Annotated in this window: 16 protein-coding genes; 10 read left to right on the forward strand and 6 right to left on the reverse strand. The window is 40.2% G+C overall.

From position 1 onward, the window contains the following. The first annotated feature begins 21 nt into the window (after positions 1–21). Positions 22–219 (forward strand): hypothetical protein, encoded by a 198-nt coding sequence (locus A5886_RS07300; RefSeq protein ID WP_086274342.1) that lies wholly within the window; start codon positions 22–24, stop codon positions 217–219. A 21-nt stretch (positions 220–240) separates the two neighbouring features. On the opposite strand, the gene A5886_RS07305 is transcribed toward A5886_RS07300, so the two are convergent. Both A5886_RS07305 and A5886_RS07310 read right to left on the reverse strand, forming a co-directional pair. Then, entirely contained in the window at positions 241–1,644 is a 1,404-nt protein-coding gene (locus A5886_RS07305; RefSeq protein WP_086274343.1) for a sensor histidine kinase, read from the reverse strand. Between the two features lie 37 nt (positions 1,645–1,681). Beyond that, positions 1,682–2,332 carry a response regulator transcription factor gene (locus tag A5886_RS07310; RefSeq protein WP_086274344.1) on the reverse strand — a complete coding sequence of 217 codons (651 nt, stop codon included), beginning with the start codon at positions 2,330–2,332 and terminating at the stop codon, positions 1,682–1,684. A 127-nt stretch (positions 2,333–2,459) separates the two neighbouring features. Here A5886_RS07310 and A5886_RS07315 point away from each other — a divergent pair, with 127 nt between their 5' ends. Beyond that, positions 2,460–2,732 carry an ATP-binding cassette domain-containing protein gene (locus A5886_RS07315; RefSeq protein ID WP_086274345.1) on the forward strand — a complete coding sequence of 91 codons (273 nt, stop codon included), beginning with the start codon at positions 2,460–2,462 and terminating at the stop codon, positions 2,730–2,732. A 218-nt stretch (positions 2,733–2,950) separates the two neighbouring features. Here the strand turns inward: A5886_RS07315 and A5886_RS07320 are convergent, their stop codons facing one another. After that, positions 2,951–3,991 carry a zinc-binding dehydrogenase gene (locus A5886_RS07320; RefSeq protein ID WP_086274346.1) on the reverse strand — a complete coding sequence of 347 codons (1,041 nt, stop codon included), beginning with the start codon at positions 3,989–3,991 and terminating at the stop codon, positions 2,951–2,953. A 190-nt stretch (positions 3,992–4,181) separates the two neighbouring features. On the opposite strand from A5886_RS07320, the gene A5886_RS07325 reads away from it, so the two are divergent. Next, positions 4,182–7,118 (forward strand): LPXTG cell wall anchor domain-containing protein, encoded by a 2,937-nt coding sequence (locus A5886_RS07325; RefSeq protein WP_086274347.1) that lies wholly within the window; start codon positions 4,182–4,184, stop codon positions 7,116–7,118. Positions 7,119–7,305: 187 nt separating this feature from the next. Continuing rightward, positions 7,306–8,451, forward strand: a complete 1,146-nt coding sequence (locus tag A5886_RS07330; RefSeq protein ID WP_143353773.1) for a peptidoglycan-binding protein — start codon at positions 7,306–7,308, stop codon at positions 8,449–8,451. Between the two features lie 71 nt (positions 8,452–8,522). Here the strand turns inward: A5886_RS07330 and A5886_RS07335 are convergent, their stop codons facing one another. Continuing rightward, positions 8,523–9,521, reverse strand: a complete 999-nt coding sequence (locus A5886_RS07335) for a sodium:calcium antiporter (RefSeq protein ID WP_143353774.1) — start codon at positions 9,519–9,521, stop codon at positions 8,523–8,525. 178 nt (positions 9,522–9,699) lie between these two features. Here A5886_RS07335 and A5886_RS07340 point away from each other — a divergent pair, with 178 nt between their 5' ends. Together A5886_RS07340 and A5886_RS07345 are read left to right on the forward strand one after the other, a co-directional pair. Next, the gene (locus tag A5886_RS07340) at positions 9,700–10,470 is read left to right on the forward strand and encodes a triphosphoribosyl-dephospho-CoA synthase (RefSeq protein WP_086274349.1); all 771 of its coding nucleotides are present in this window, start codon (positions 9,700–9,702) and stop codon (positions 10,468–10,470) included. 131 nt (positions 10,471–10,601) lie between these two features. Beyond that, positions 10,602–11,636, forward strand: coding sequence for an AI-2E family transporter (locus A5886_RS07345; RefSeq protein ID WP_086274350.1), 1,035 nt, complete (start codon positions 10,602–10,604; stop codon positions 11,634–11,636). An 84-nt stretch (positions 11,637–11,720) separates the two neighbouring features. Here A5886_RS07345 and A5886_RS07350 read toward each other — a convergent pair whose 3' ends face one another. Together A5886_RS07350 and A5886_RS16195 are read right to left on the reverse strand one after the other, a co-directional pair. Then, positions 11,721–12,695: a hypothetical protein gene (locus tag A5886_RS07350; protein ID WP_086274351.1), complete on the reverse strand. Its 975-nt coding sequence runs from the start codon at positions 12,693–12,695 to the stop codon at positions 11,721–11,723. A 72-nt stretch (positions 12,696–12,767) separates the two neighbouring features. Continuing rightward, positions 12,768–12,956 carry a helix-turn-helix domain-containing protein gene (locus A5886_RS16195; RefSeq protein ID WP_179189999.1) on the reverse strand — a complete coding sequence of 63 codons (189 nt, stop codon included), beginning with the start codon at positions 12,954–12,956 and terminating at the stop codon, positions 12,768–12,770. A gap of 490 nt (positions 12,957–13,446) precedes the next feature. Between A5886_RS16195 and A5886_RS07360 the strand changes: the two genes are divergently transcribed. The 4 genes from A5886_RS07360 to A5886_RS07375 all read left to right on the forward strand — a co-directional run bounded on the left by A5886_RS07360 (position 13,447) and on the right by A5886_RS07375 (position 15,591). Further along, the gene (locus tag A5886_RS07360) at positions 13,447–14,190 is read left to right on the forward strand and encodes a hypothetical protein (RefSeq protein WP_086274353.1); all 744 of its coding nucleotides are present in this window, start codon (positions 13,447–13,449) and stop codon (positions 14,188–14,190) included. 77 nt (positions 14,191–14,267) lie between these two features. Beyond that, positions 14,268–14,507, forward strand: a complete 240-nt coding sequence (locus A5886_RS07365) for a hypothetical protein (protein ID WP_086274354.1) — start codon at positions 14,268–14,270, stop codon at positions 14,505–14,507. Next, positions 14,488–14,631 carry an LPXTG cell wall anchor domain-containing protein gene (locus tag A5886_RS16200; RefSeq protein WP_086274355.1) on the forward strand — a complete coding sequence of 48 codons (144 nt, stop codon included), beginning with the start codon at positions 14,488–14,490 and terminating at the stop codon, positions 14,629–14,631. Before A5886_RS07365 ends, A5886_RS16200 begins: the two co-directional genes overlap by 20 nt. Before the next feature lie 99 nt (positions 14,632–14,730). Beyond that, complete coding sequence (locus tag A5886_RS07375; RefSeq protein ID WP_086274356.1) at positions 14,731–15,591, forward strand: class C sortase; 861 nt, start codon at positions 14,731–14,733, stop codon at positions 15,589–15,591. Positions 15,592–15,629 lie beyond the last annotated feature (38 nt).

Raw genomic sequence — 15,629 nt, forward strand, 5'->3', positions numbered from 1 at the left:
ATATCGATGGGGCTTCTATGCATGATACTGTTGAGTGGCTGTTCAGAAAATGGACAAAATGACAACGAGGGCCAAGTACAACTCAATCAAACAAACGAAGAACTTGAGGGAAATGCTGAAATGATAACGGATAGCAGCATCATTATTGAACATACAGAAACAAAAGTGTTAGAAGAAGGAGCGGAGAATGTGCATATAGAACAATTGGATGAAGAATAAATTAAAGAAACCAACGATTACCTATTCGTTGGTTTTTTTGATTGTATCGAGAAAAATACAAAACATCATCCCATCGTCTTTTTCTGATGGTGTAAATGTATACGGTAATTTCAGTTGATTCAACAATTGATGCGTGATGGTCAAGCCTAATCCAGTAGAATCTGGATACTTTGACTTTGTATATAGAGGTGTAAAGACGTTCTCAAGCTCCTCGTTACTTAATGGCTGACAGGTATTGGTAATCGCCAAACAATTATTTCTGACTTTCAGCGAGATCATGCCGCCGGTATCTGAGTGCGTCGCAGCATTTGAATAAAGATTGGAAAGGATGCGCTGAAATATCGCCAGTTTTGTGGTGATCATGATGTTGTCTGGAATGTTTTCTTCATATGATAGTTGTTTTGAGCGAAAGATGATCTGATATTGGCTAGAAACTTCTTGAAGAATCTGTTGAAGATTGTATGTTTTTGACTCTTCATTAAATTCTTCTGATAATTGCAAGGATTCTTTTGCAAGCGCAATCGTCTTAGCTAAATACATCCGGCACTCTTCCAGGTAATATTGGGGTTCAGTAGCATAGGGGGCAACATCATAAAGAATGCCTTCAAGTAAGGCATTGGCGCTGGCCAAAGGGGTTTTCATTTCGTGAGACACTGTTTGCAAGAAACGTATTTTCTTATTCTCAGTATCTATATGGTCTTTTTTTTCTTGTTCTAGACGGCGAATGGTTAAGCAAAATTCTTGATAAAGTGTATTGATTTCTTGACTAAGGTCACCAATTTCATCTTTTCGCCGCAACTCGATACGTACATCCGGTTTTAGAAGAGCCATATCTGCTGTGGCATGACGAATGGTTTTGATCGGCACCACGATCCAACGCGAAAAAATCCAAGCCATAACCAAAGCAAAAAGGATACTGAGTAATGCGGCCCATGGATAGAGATTCATGATGACTTTTCTTGCTTGAATAAGGGAATGCATCGGAATAAACACCTGTAAATATCTTTGCCCCTCAGAAACAAAATATGTCATCTCGAGGAAAAGCTTGTCTTGAAGATATTCAGTTGTCATGGATAGTTCTTCATTATCAAGGGATTGTTCACTGGTGACAATGTTGATACCATGACTCATCTGGTTGAATTCATATAGAATTTCACCGGTTTCATTGCTTAATATAAAAGAGATTTGGCCATCTTCGAATGTGGTGACTTGTTGCAATACAGATAATTCTTCATTCACGTTTAGTGCTTGTTCAAGAGAAGAACGTTTTGCTTGGAATTGTTGTTGGAACTGATTTGTTTGATAGGTCATATAAAACTGGGGAAGAAACGCATAGATCAATAAAAAGACAATCAGAATCACGCTGATTAGCATACTGCTTGAGAATAGAAATGTTCTTGCAAAGATAGTGAATGGTTTTCTCATGGTTTCCCCTTTATAGATGAATAGGCTGCTTTTATTATTATTGATTCAAACGATAACCAATACCTTTAATCGTAGTAATCATATCGGGATGTAATTTCTTCCGTATATTTTTGATGTGCGGATCCAAGAGTCGGTGATCATTTTGATACTCTGGTCCCCAAACTAAGGATAAAATGCGTTCTTTAGGAATGGTCATTCCTTTTCCCTGATAGATCAACTTGATCACTTGAAACTCCGTAGCTGTTAAATGGATCTCTTCTTTTTCTTTGCGTACAAAATAATTGATAAAGTCGAATTCGATGCCTTGGATAGTAACGGTCTCTGGGTCGTTGTAGAACCGCTTCATCAGTGCATTGATTTGCTTTGTCAGAATAAATGGGGAGATAGGTTTGTCAATATAAGCATCCGCCTCTAACTCAAAAACATCAGATTGAGTGAGTTCGTCATTTAGGGCTGTTAGAACGATGACGGGTACAGTACTCTGCGTTCTCAACTTTTTCAAGTATTCAAGCCCGCTTCCGTCGGGTAGATTTACGTCCAAGACGATGAGATGAACGGTGGAATCAAATAGTGTTTGTCCGTTTTTTATTGTATAAGCTGAAGATACTTGATAGCCGTCTTTTCTAAGAAAACCAGCAAGGACATCGTTTTGGATTTTATCGTCTTCTATAATCAGGATATGATACATATTTTTCTCCTTTTTAATGATTATAGCAGACTATTTTATTTGTTTGAAAAGAGTGAGAAGTCGTGGATAATAGATGAAATCCATCTGGACTTTTTGAGTTATACTGGAAAATACTGAATGATAAGGATTGGCTACTCAAATTAGCGAAAAAGGTGCGAATATTTCTGGCGGTGAGAAGCAGCGTATAGATTTTGCAAGAATGTTTTTTTCAGATGCAGAAGTAATCATCATTGATGAAGCAACATCTGCTTTAGATGAACATACAGAAGAGAAGATACTACATGAGATAAGTACATTATTTAAAAATAAAATCGTGTTGATGATCACACATCGCCCTAAAAATCTGAGAATCGTAGATGAGGTAATTGATATCAGAAACTGTAACTACGACTATGATTAGCCCTTTTTGTCGCTTACTATTATTGATTCAGTAGCATATATGTTTAATCAATGCCTCATAATGAGAAAGAAGACTCAACATTCCGACATTTGGAAATGGCAGTCTTCTTTTTCATGTCAGCTGCATGATCTATTGATTGTAAAAGCGCGAATCTCTGATTTTGTTTCGCCAGTTAGAACGAGCATCCATTTAAAAGCTCTAGGCTCATACTCAAATTCTTACAACACAACCATCGATTTGATCGTCTTCCGAGCTTGCATATCTGCGTAAGCTTGATTGATATCCGCTAATTGATACGTTTCAGTAAATACGCGGCCAGGATCAATCTCTGCATCTAAGACAGCTTTTAGCAAAAGTTGTTTGTCATATGTCGTGACAGAAGCAGAGCCTCCGGCAATCGAAATATTTTGAGCAAACGTTGAGCCAATTGCCCGGTTGTTATAATGAGGAACACCAACATAGCCGATTCGACCGCCATTGTGCAATACGCCTAACGCCTGATCAAAGGCTGCTTCTGTGCCAACACATTCTAATGCAGCATCAGCTCCGCCACCCAAAATTTCTCTTACTTTGGCAATTCCTTCTTCACCACGTTCAGCAACGACCGCAGTTGCCCCTGATTGCAACGCCATCTCTTGGCGATCATCATGGCGACTCATCAGCACGATTTGCGCAGCACCTCGCATTTTCGCAGCGATAACGGCACATTGGCCGACAGCACCATCGCCAATCACCACGACCTTGTCACCTTTTTCAACATGGGCACAGCGGGCTGCGTGATAACCAGTTGGCATTACATCAGCTAGTGTCAATAGAGACTTGATCATACCTTCAGTGTAATCTGATGGCTGACCAGGGACTTTGACCAGCGCCCAATTCGCAGAGTGGAAACGTACATATTCGGATTGAAACCCTTTTGACCAATTGGTCGATCCTTGATGACGGTCACAGGTACCATCAAATCCTGAACGACATGCATCGCATTCCCCGCAACCATGGGTAAACGGTACAATCACAAAATATCCAGGTTTCACACTGGTGATCGCAGTGCCGATTTCTTCCACGATCCCTAGCGCTTCGTGACCGTCATTGACAGAATGAGATTCCTTATTGTCTCCGTGGGCATAAGACCACAGATCAGAGCCACAGACACAGGTACGCACGATTTTGATGATCACATCATCATCTTCTTGTAAATGAGGTTTTTCAACTTCTTTGACTGAGACCAAGCCAGCTTTTTCAAATAGTGCAGCTTTCATATACATCCTTCTTTCTATCCTAAGATAGGTTGAGTGTATAGGTTGAAGTGGACTTTAAGTCAAGCAAAAACAACATTTCGTTAAACGTTAGTTAATGTTAACGTTTTCATAATCTGAAGAAATGATTATTCCTGTTATGCCATTTTTTCGGTACTGTTGAGGTAATATTTGACAAATCAGGAGGCAAAAAATGAAAAAGTTGAGATGTTTGTTGATTGCTGGTTTAGGCGTTACACTGGTTGGATCTGCTACGGCGCATGGAAGTGAAGTAGAGCAAGAGCCATCGACTTGGCAGTATGTTGTTTTTGGTGAAAGTACGAACGCGAATAAGTATGAAGTGACGGAAAGAGAAGATGGCAGTGTATTGATTGCATCAACTGAAAATGGCGGTAAATTTCAAACCAACGGCTTCGACGGCATGACATATTATTATCATCCCGTCTCAAAAGAAGTCAACTTTGAACTAAAAGCCAGAATCACTATTGATTCATGGTCGCTGACGAATGGTCAAGAAGGATTTGCGGTGATGTTACGCGATGCTGTACCCGAAAACCATGTCTTTGGGTCACAAGTGTATGGAAATTCCTATTCGATTCTGGGTAGTCGTATAGAGTATAATTGGGATCCAATCGAGAATAAAGTCAGTGATGTAGGAAGCAATAAATACACCATGCGGATTGGTTTAGGCACAAGATCCGTCTTAGGCGTCGATGTGGATCATATCACAGGAGCGCCCGAAGTTGGCACTGTGTCCGTCAGTTACAAAACGTTAGAAACCTCTGCAGGAGAGTTGCAGTTACCTAGCGGTGATTACAACTATTTCGGCAATATCGATGGTAGTCAATATCCAGCTACGGCAGATGTGACCAGTATCGATGTGATCATGAAAAAAACCAACACAGGTATTGAAGCAATTTATTATAGTGTTGAGACCGGAGTAGAGATTGGCTCTGATATCCTCTATCATTGGGAAGAATTATATCAATCACAAAATGAACATGTTTATATTGGATTTACGGCTGCTCGAAATATGACGATCGTTGTAGAGGATATCTCGCTTGTATTTTCTGATCCGAATGATGACCCCGATGCCCAAGAGCGACCAATCGAGTATATTACCCCAGTATATGCTGTCACATCTGCTGCACATACTGGCAATTCGAATCACCAATTACGGTTTAGAGCCAATGCAGATGGTCAACTGGATATTTTAGATGGATCAAATTCCTCTTCATTATTGGATGGTCCATCAGTATCGATTCAAGCCAAACAAGAGTTCGTTTTTCCAGTTGTATTAGAAGAAGGGCAAAATCCATATACTTTTGTGTTCACGCCAGATCCTGATTATCCACCAAATGAATTTCAAGCGTTAAGTGATTACGATACGCGTGAAATTCAGCATACTGTTCACTATGCAGTGCCAGAATTGAATACTGTCTATATTACCCCAGACGGCTTGGCATCAGGTATAGGATCAGTGGAAAACCCTAAATCTTTAGCAGAAGCATTGAAATATGCCAAGCCAGGTCAATTTTTGGTGCTTGCCCCGGGTGACTACACATTGACTTCTCGTTTGACGATTCCTAAAGGTATAGACGGAACGGAAACGGACCCTATCTATCTGGTGGCTGAAAAGAATGATTCTGGACAACGACCGATTTTGAATTTCAATAAGACCGGCAATGGATTGACGCATTGGGGAAACCATTGGGTATTTCGTGGTTTTGATGTAACAAACAGCGCTGACATGCAAAAGGGGATTCAAGTTTCTGGAAGTTATAACCTATTTGAAGATATACAAACGTACAGAAATGGAAATACTGGTTTTCAAATCAGTGGCAGCTCACAAGATTCATATGAAAACTGGCCCGCCTACAATACAGTGAAAAATAGTGCCTCTTTTGAAAATCATGATCCCGGTTTTGGCGATGCAGATGGGTTTGCTGCCAAATTGACCGTGGGTGACGGCAATGTCTTTGATGGCTGTATTTCATACCATAACGCGGATGATGGATGGGATTTCTTTGCCAAAACGGAAACGGGACCAATTGGTAAAGTGCTGATCAAAAATTCTGTTTCTTATAGAAATGGTTGGATACCAGGGATGGATCAAACTGGCAATGGCAATGGCTTTAAAATGGGTGGATCATCGCTTTCTGGCAACCATGAAATCATCAATAGTTTGGCATTTGAGAATTTAGCGAAAGGTATAGACTCTAATAGCGGGACCGATATCGTAATCAAAAGCAGCTCAAGCTTGAATAATGGCAGTTATAACATAGCACTGTATACCCAATCAACTGATCGAACGGATTTTCATGCCGAAGGTGTACTCTCATACCGGACCTCGATTTTTCCAGATGCCTTTGATATCGGTGAACAAATACGGCCTTTGCAGCAAGATGAACAGCAAGTATATAATGCACTGAATTATTATTGGCATCCACAGATAGCGGAATCAAGCAATCAACTAGGGCATGTCATTGAGGAAGACTGGTTTGAAACATTGACTACAGGAGAGCAAACCCTTGAAGCAGCTAAAGCAGTGGTTACACGTTTTGATGATGGCAGTATTGATGTATCAGGGCTGATGCAAATCAAAGAGGCAATTTGTGCGGAGGGTGTACTCGATGAAAGAGTCGGCGCGCGTTTCAATGGCCACACATCGCCGTATTCGGATTATCCAGCTTATGAACTGGTCAGTGATGCTGAAATAGATGAAGAAGAACCGAGTACGGATCCTAGTACAGAATCAAATTCAGAACCAAGTTCAGAATCAAGCACAGAATCAAGTACAGAGCCAAGTACAGAATCAAGTACAGAATCAAGTACAGAATCAAGTACAGAGCCAAGTACAGAATCAAGTACAAAACCGAGTTCGCAGCCAAGCACGATTGCTAGTACGGAATCAAGCAGCAAATCTGACTTAACGTCCAGCGAAAGCGGGAAAAATCAGACGCAAAACAGCAGTCATTCGTCTTCACAAGATAAGACCAATGACGCGGATAAAAGTCAGAAATTACCAAATACGGGGAACCAAACTAATGGATTCTTTGTCCTGCTAGGTAGTTTGATCATCGCATGCAGCATGAGTTGGTTTTTCAAAAAGAACTTCTCCGATAATTAAAAATCACATAAGAGGAACTATAGACTTTTTAAAGTGATAGTTCTTCTTTTTACTGCACATATGAATGAATATTTGAAACAAATTGACTTTTTATCTCACATTAGATAAAATTAATGAAGATAAGTGATAAATATATTTCTTATTGTGAATATATTCACTTTAAAATGAGCGTTATGGAGGGAAAAGGATGAAAAAAGGATATGTAGCTGGATGCATGACACTTACTGCTGTCTTGCTGATGGGCTGTGCTGCAGATGGCGCATCTGAGGAAAGTACAGATACAACAACGGAAACTGAAACAAGTACGTCAATCGTGTTAGAGAGTGAAAAAGATGGAGAAGTGGCAGTCAAGACTTCGAATGGTGCCAATGCCTCAGCGGAGATACCGGGAGATGACACAGTTTATATGCGGCAGTTATATGCTGCGCCTCATGGTGAAAAATCGGTTGCAGTCGTTACGGTCACAATGAAAGGCGAAACGATCCTGGCTGCTGAAATCGATGAGTTTCAGTTTTTAGCCAACAGCGATGAATGGACGGGCGTCGTGAACAGTGATCAAAAATTTGGAGAGAACTATGCAGAGGACCAATTGTTGATCTCAAAACAAGAAAATGATGAAGCCTATTCTGCTATGATGGCGGAACGTGGCGATTCGACCGTCACTTGGGGGAATAACATCAAAGCAATCACGGACTTTGCTGCTGGAAAAACAGCCGATGAATTGAAAGAAACAGCAGAAACGCTTGCAGATGAAAGTGTGGAGATACCAGATGTCGTCAGCGGTGCTACTTTTGTCGACACCAAAGGATATTTGGAATCGATCATCGAAGCTGCAGAAACGGGTGCCGTATCGGTGGGAATGGAAACGGACAGTGACGACTTTACGCAAGCACAATTGATTGCTGCACCGCATGGTGAACAATCTTTCGCAATTGTCACAGTGGCGATGGCTGGAGATACGATTGCCGCTGTTTTTATGGATGAATGGCAATTTTTAGGGGCAGATAGTTATGCGGGTATCCCTAATTCAGATTTAGGGTTTGGGGAAGGTGTGGTCAGCGGTCAAGTCTTGGCATCGAAATTAGCCAATGATGAAGCCTATTCGGATTTGATGAAAACCAATATGGATGCGACCTATACTTGGTCAGAAAATATTCAAGCAATCATCCATGCAACGATTGGTAAGACCGTTGATGAAGTGAACGAAGTGATTGGTGAATTATCTGAGCAAGGAGAAGGTGATTCTCCAGAAGATGTTGTCAGCGGTGCGACATTCGTCGATACTTCCGGCTATTTGCAAGCAATCGTTGATGCAGCAAAACAAGCGCAATAAACGAGAATGAATAAAGAAGAGCAGACGTTGGCATTCAAGGTGCCAACGTCTGCTTTTGCGTGGGCTAATTATTATCCTATCCAAATATTCCCAATAAGATAGCATAGATAAATCAGCAATAAACCCATGCCTGCGTTCTTTGTGAATTGGCTGCTTTTTGACACGATCAAATTGTATAGCAGACACACTAAGATCAAAAATACGATGGGAAAATGGAAAAGCAGAAATGCACGAGGCACGATCACTGCTTCTTTAGAAAGAATGAGGGTGCTGCTAAGAACTAACAACAGATTCATTAAGCTTGCACCGATGATATTGCCGAATGCCAAAGCACCGTAGCCTTTTTTTGCTGCCATGATCGTTGTTGATAGTTCAGGCAAACTAGTGCCTAATGCCACGATGGTTGCCGAAATAATGGCTTCTGATATACCGATCCGAGCGGCAGTGATTTGTACCGAAGCGACTAAGCATGTAGAGCTGATTGCCACGAGTAATGCGGAAAGGAACAAGTAGATGATTGGTTTGATCATTATAGAAAACGATAACTGCTGTCTATTTGTCTGCTCTGTCATTTCCGTTTTTTTTTGCTTTCTGAATGCTTGCATCAAAAAAAGCGGCAATGCAATCAGCAGTAGCCAACCGTTCCAGCGGGAAAGCGTTAAGGGCAATTGTTGGCTTTGTTTGAAAACCAACGGAAGATAGAGCATCAAGAGACAGCCTAATAAGAATAAACTGTTTTTCATTGATTTCTTGGTTGTAGGGATCGCCCCGTATAAAGTGCCGATACCCAAAATCAGACTCGTATTGGTGATGATCGATCCCAATGCATTTCCTAGGGCCATACCGCCGGACCCTTGGGATACTGCAGTGACACTGGTCGCAAATTCCGGCAAAGAGGTGCCTAAAGACACGATCGTTGCGCCAACAATCATATCCGGGATACGAAAGATTTTTGCCAAAAAGACGGCTTGATCCGTGAGTTGATCGGCTGCCTTGGATAAGACAAAAAGTGCACATATAAAAACTATCACCAATAGGAACAAAGGTGCTTCTCTCAATAATTCTGTCATGATAACCTCCAAAAAAAGAGCATCTGCATCCAAGTGTTCTTCCTGCCCTAAGAAGAACGAAACCTTGAAGCAAATGCTCAACCGTTTTTTTATTCAATTCATATCATAGCATGGAGAATACATTTTGCCAATCCTTCATTTGCCAATTTTTCTTCCATGCAGATGACGCTTACTTTGTTTGAAAAAAATCTTGCAATGTTTGTGCGATCATCTTAGTCAATTGTTTTTGGTATCTGCCAAAACCCTGACACCATTTTTTGAAGAAATGGCGCAAGCTGCTTGGCAGGTACCGATGTCACAAACACTACGAGAAGCAATTGCTTCCATTGGTCGAAGGGCAGAAACAGCTATGCTGAAGGCAACAAATGGCGTCAATACCCACAAAGGGGCAATCTGGGCGCTAGGTTTGTTCGTCAGTGCCGTCAGCAGTCAATATAGCCGCAAACAATCCTTGTTCTTTCCTGAGATTTTTTCTGATATCCAAACATTGGTCTCCTTTGCTGATTGGCAAGGGGCAGCGACCAATGAAACCCACGGACATGCCGTCAAACAAAAATATGGCGGTCTAGGCGCCTTTGGTGAAGCCGCAGCGGGCTATCCTCATGTTCAAATTGCCTTGGCTGATTATTTTAGCAGGGATTTGGTCCTTTCGGATGAAAATAAATTGCATATGTTGTTGGCGATCATCGCTAGTTTGGATGACACCTGTATATTGTATCGCAGTGATCCTGCTGTATTGAGCCATGTACAAGGATTGGCAGCAACTGCAAACCAACAAGCTTTGCCGAATCATGACTTTCAGTTCTTAAATGACTATTGTCAAAGAATGCACATATCTCTTGGTGGCAGTGCTGATTTATTGGCAGCTAGCTTGTTCATGTTGTCACTTGAATCGATTGTTTCACCCGGTTCGGTTAAAGCCAGACATGAAATAGTGACACAGAAATAGGCGCCGATAAAAGGCGCCTATTTTTTTGATGCAATCAGTTAAATTGGCTTGCTATCTGGAGAAATAAGTGATTATATATTGCATAGTAGGGGAACAGTTTTCCTGAGTCATAGAATGAAAAGGAGTCTCGCATGAAATACTATCAAGCTTTCTTACAAAACCGCGCGTTGCGTCGCTGGGTGGTTCTATTTGTCATGGCCGTTTTGCTTTATCTGCTTCGCAGTATGATGACCATTATCTTGCTCACATTTATCTTTACGTATCTCGTCTACAAAGTGATTCTATATATCCACAATAAAACGAAACTCTCTCTAAAATTAACGAGTATTGTTACGTATAGTCTGATCCTATTGTTTTTGTATTTAGTGATCACCAATTATGTACCAATCATTTTTGATCAAACCATTCAACTTATCAATTCAGTTTCATCTTTTTATCAGCGGACTGATTCGAACAATGAGATCATTGAGTCTATTTTGACCTTTTTGCAAACCAGTGATTATATCCAGAAATTGCAAAGTGGTGTTTTGGTCGTAATCAATTATCTGTATAACTTTGGAGAACTGGCCTTGACTGTACTGATTTCTTTCTTGCTTAGTTTCTTTTTTATGATCGATAATAAGAAGACTCTTGAATTTTCACATTTGTTTTTAAAGGGCAGTGGCGCTTGGTTTTTTGAAGATGTCTATGATTTAGGGGCCAAATTCACCCGCGCCTTCGGGAATGTGATCGAAACGCAATTGGTGATTGCGTTAGTCAATACGGGAATCACTGTTTTGGCTCTGATGTTTATGGGCTTTCCTCAGCTGCTGAGTTTGGCTCTGATGATTTTCTTCCTCAGTTTGATCCCAGTAGCCGGTGTGATCATTTCTTGTGTGCCATTGACATTCATTGCCTATTCAGTGGGGGGCTTCAATGATGTGATCTATATTTTGCTGGTGATCGTTTTTGTCCATGCATTAGAGTCTTATGTCTTGAATCCGCGATTGATGGCGAACAAAACGGAGATACCGATGTTTTATACATTTATCATTTTGTACTTGAGTGAACATCTCTTTGGTATATGGGGCCTAATCATCGGCATTCCATTGTTTACGTTCTTTTTAGATTTGATGCAAATCAAAGAAATTCCCGGGATCAAGTTGGGTAAAAGAGATGTGCTATGACGAATCATGTTAGATGAAGAATAAAAGACGAATCAACATAATCTAATCTTTGATTCGTCTTTTTTTTGAATTGCCTACAATTGGTCAATAGAGGTAGTCATCATGGCTAAGTAGATTGTTTTCATATTTTAACAATTGCTGCTGAGCCAGTGCTTTTTTTAAATCAGCAAACTGATTTTCGACAGCTAAGTAGTTGTAATGAAATACTTGTTTATGAAAGTTATCCGGATAAAAACTAAGATGAGGGATTACCAATAAGTCGACATCTTCGTCACCTTGGTAAGGGGATAAATCAACATAATGATGTTCTGTAAAGAAATTATACAGGGGTAGCATCGTAATAAAGTTATCTTCTGCAACAATGCCAACGGATATTTTCAGTTTGTGAATCGCGGCTTTTACTGTGGGCCACAAAAAAAAGGTGAACAAATTAGTCAACGATTCCAGATGATCGTCTAGAAACAAATATTTTTTTCTGCGAGAGAGATGTTTCAAGAATTTAGCGCAATACTTATACACATGTTTAGACAACGGCTCCTCGATGCGCCAATTCTTTTGAAGTAAAAGAAAAATCAATGGGGGTGCATCACTTAAAACGACACAAGCGTTGAAAACGCTGGTTAGATTTGCAATGATCACTTCATAGTCTATCGGCCGTTGATTTTGTAAAAAGCGCGCAGCGATATCGCCAGTTAATTGTCTAATCACTTGATACGGTTCATTTTCCTCTGAAGCCCACTTTTGAAACATACCATAGACAGGTGTGTCTTGATGAATATAAATGGCGCCGGAATATAAGATAAAATAAAAACTCATTTGCTCTTTTTTGAGATAAGATGGCGGGCATTTTTGTGATAAAAAGGCGTAGAAGCTTTTTTGGTGGGTATCAATAATTGATTCTTTAAGTACCAAAGCAGATTGTGGAATCTCCTGATCAATCAAGTACCCAGCATCCCGTCGTAACTGTCCAATCTTCAAGCATAATTCAAATTTTTGTTTATTTCCAATGGACGTAACTGAATCAAATGTATGGTAAAGATCATTCACCATTTCTTGCAAGCCTTGATCCTCCATAGGATAGCTGTCAATGATGTGCGGTTTCAAAAACTAAAAGATATTACAAAAGAAGTATCAGATGGCTAGTTCAGAGCCAATCAATTCCAGCTTGTTGATATTGAACTGAAGATGGAAGGGGGCTAGAATTTCTTTGATCACGCTCAGCTTTCGAAAAACCGTAGCACGGCTCAAATATTGTTTTTCGCAAAAAATCTTTGATGCAGGCTTCTGGTGTGAAAAGCATAGTATAGAATACTTGCGCAACCAATGAATGCTCTAGAAGAAATTGCCGATAATGATGTAGGTCAGGTACTGAAGATTGCATTTTTTGGTTGAATTAGCGCGTCAACGAAAGGGTATCCTCAGTTAAGACAGTGAGGTCATTTTCTATTTCTTGCATCGCGACTATTTCTTGGTAAATAACTAATTTTCTTACTTCTCTCTTTTCTAAAAAAAGATCGATCTACATGACAATTTCTCCTTTATGATTGTCTGATAATTTTTTCACATTAAATAGGTAAAGAAAATAAATATTGGTGTGTATCATTTTAAGTGTAACACACAAGATTAGATGTGTATAAGAGACAGTTACTCAGCTTTGTCGCAATGTTTCTAACTAACGTTAAAAACACGTTAGAAGTCCATGTAGAACCAGAGAGCTACACAAGAAATCAGGTGTTATTAAATGATGATTTGGCAAATGTGACCGCATCATACAAAATAGATAATCAAACCGTCAAGTGGACGATACAGTTTGACAAAAAAGGGTGAGTATGAGCCGGAACAATTGAAATTTGCTGTCAGTGAAATACCGGGATTGTCTGCACCAAATGTTTTAAATCAATCACTAACGAAGGATAATTGGTTGATCCTAAGTGATTTTGATGGTGCAGCATCTGGTGAAGTTTCCTTTGAAACGTCATTACATTCTGGAAAAGCAGAAACAGATTACGGATTGAGAATTTCATTACAACGTGATCTAAAAGTATCCGAAAATGATGAATCGGAGATTAAAGAAAATGTATTAGATGAAAGTACGCATCAAGTAATCGTTGCCCCTGAACATCTAACATTGGCAAAAAACACCACAACGTCAACAACGACTACTACGAACAGTATCGTTGAAAGTGATGCAACGCAATCTTCATCAACGGTTGAAGCAACAACTGAATCAACAGAGCAAGAAACGCAAAATATTTTACGAATTGCTGGATTTGAAGGGACAACTGCTGAAACGTTTATTGCAAATTATCCAAATATCGATATTAAAACAAAGAGCGATGGAACAGGTGTTTATCCCAATCCATCACAACCTGAAGGAACGACTGTATTGAATCCTGTTGGGGTAATAATGATACGGGCTTATCAAGTACGGTTACTGATAAATGGCTCGATTATTACGTCAATGGTTCTGTTCGTGAGGAAGGTGATGCTGATTTTGCTATTCGCAAGTATGCAGAGGAAACTGGAACAGAGGGACTTTTTAATATCTTTTTAGAAGTTAAGGGAAACGCACTTAATAGTGAAACAGCTCAGTCTGTAGATATCGTCATTGTTGCGGATAGATCAGGAAGTATGAAAGATAATGATAGATTGATTTATCTAAAAGATGGTGTCGAATCTTTTGTTAAAGCGATCAAAGAGCATAATTTAGAAGAAGTAATCCATATGGGTTATGTATCTTTTGCTGAATCAGCATCTGACCTAGAAGGAAATCCAGGTTATAAATCATTACCTATTGCAAGTGTCCATGACAACGACATCGTTTCTGAATTAGGGAAAACTACAGCTTCAGGTGGAACCAACACGCAATGATGATACCAAGGAATCAGGCTTTTTGCCTAAAACAGGCGAAATCACAAATGTTTTTCTGGTAATTCTTGGATTGCTTCTTGTAGGGACAGGTGTGAAATATTTTAAGAAAAACACCGAAAGTTAGTCACACTTAATCAAAGATCGAGGAGGAGAGAATGCATGAAAGCACGTAGGAGCAAAAAAAACAGTAAGAAAAAATCAAATTTTTGCCTCCTTTCTTTTCTTGATTGGTTTTGCTATATTTACGTATCCTTTCGATCAAAATGCCTTCTCTCAATACCTTGATCAACAAGTCATTCGTCAATTTCAAAAGGAAAGTACCGCAAAAAATGATGCTGAACTCGCCGCAATCCAAGCAAAAATGATTGCAGAAAATGAAGAAAAGCAAGTAGAAGCGGACATTCTTGCAAAGGAATTGGCTGCAGCAGAAGCACTTCTGGCCAATGACACAAGTGGATCAGCTACAGATACATCCCAAGATTTCTTCGTCAAACATACGTTGGGTATATTGACGATTCCCGCAATCAACGGAGAAATGCCTGTCTATGATCGAGGCACCGAAATTTTTTTAAAGAAGGGGGCAGCCCTTTTGAATGGGTCTTCCTTACCTGTCGGCGGTAAAAGTACCCATGCAGTGATCATGGCTCACCGCGGTATGCCAGAAGCAGAACTATTTTCTAAACTGCCGCAAGTCAAAGAAGGTGACCTGTTTTTTATCGATATCAATGGCGAGACTCTGGCTTATGAAGTGGATCAGATCAACATCATTGAACCGACAGACATCGACGATCTGCTGATCGTTCCAGATGAAGACTATGTGACTTTGATGACCTGTACACCTTATATGGTCAACTCACATCGTTACTTGGTTCGCGGCATGCGAACAGATTATGTAGATGCCCATGCGCAGATGAAAAGCGATGTTCGTTGGAAAACCTGGTTGAGAATTATCGGGACAGTTGCAGCAATCCTTGCTGCGGCGGGAGTGGTCGTCTATTTGATCAATCGACAAAAAAAGGAGCCTTCCAAAACAAAGAAACAAAAGAACAGCTACGTTGGCAGCACTTCCCCAATTATTAAATAGCAAAAAGGATCAAGTGCGCGCAGACATCCTGCGATTCA

This window comes from Candidatus Enterococcus testudinis (assembly GCF_002140915.1).
Classification (GTDB): domain Bacteria; phylum Bacillota; class Bacilli; order Lactobacillales; family Enterococcaceae; genus Enterococcus_D; species Enterococcus_D testudinis.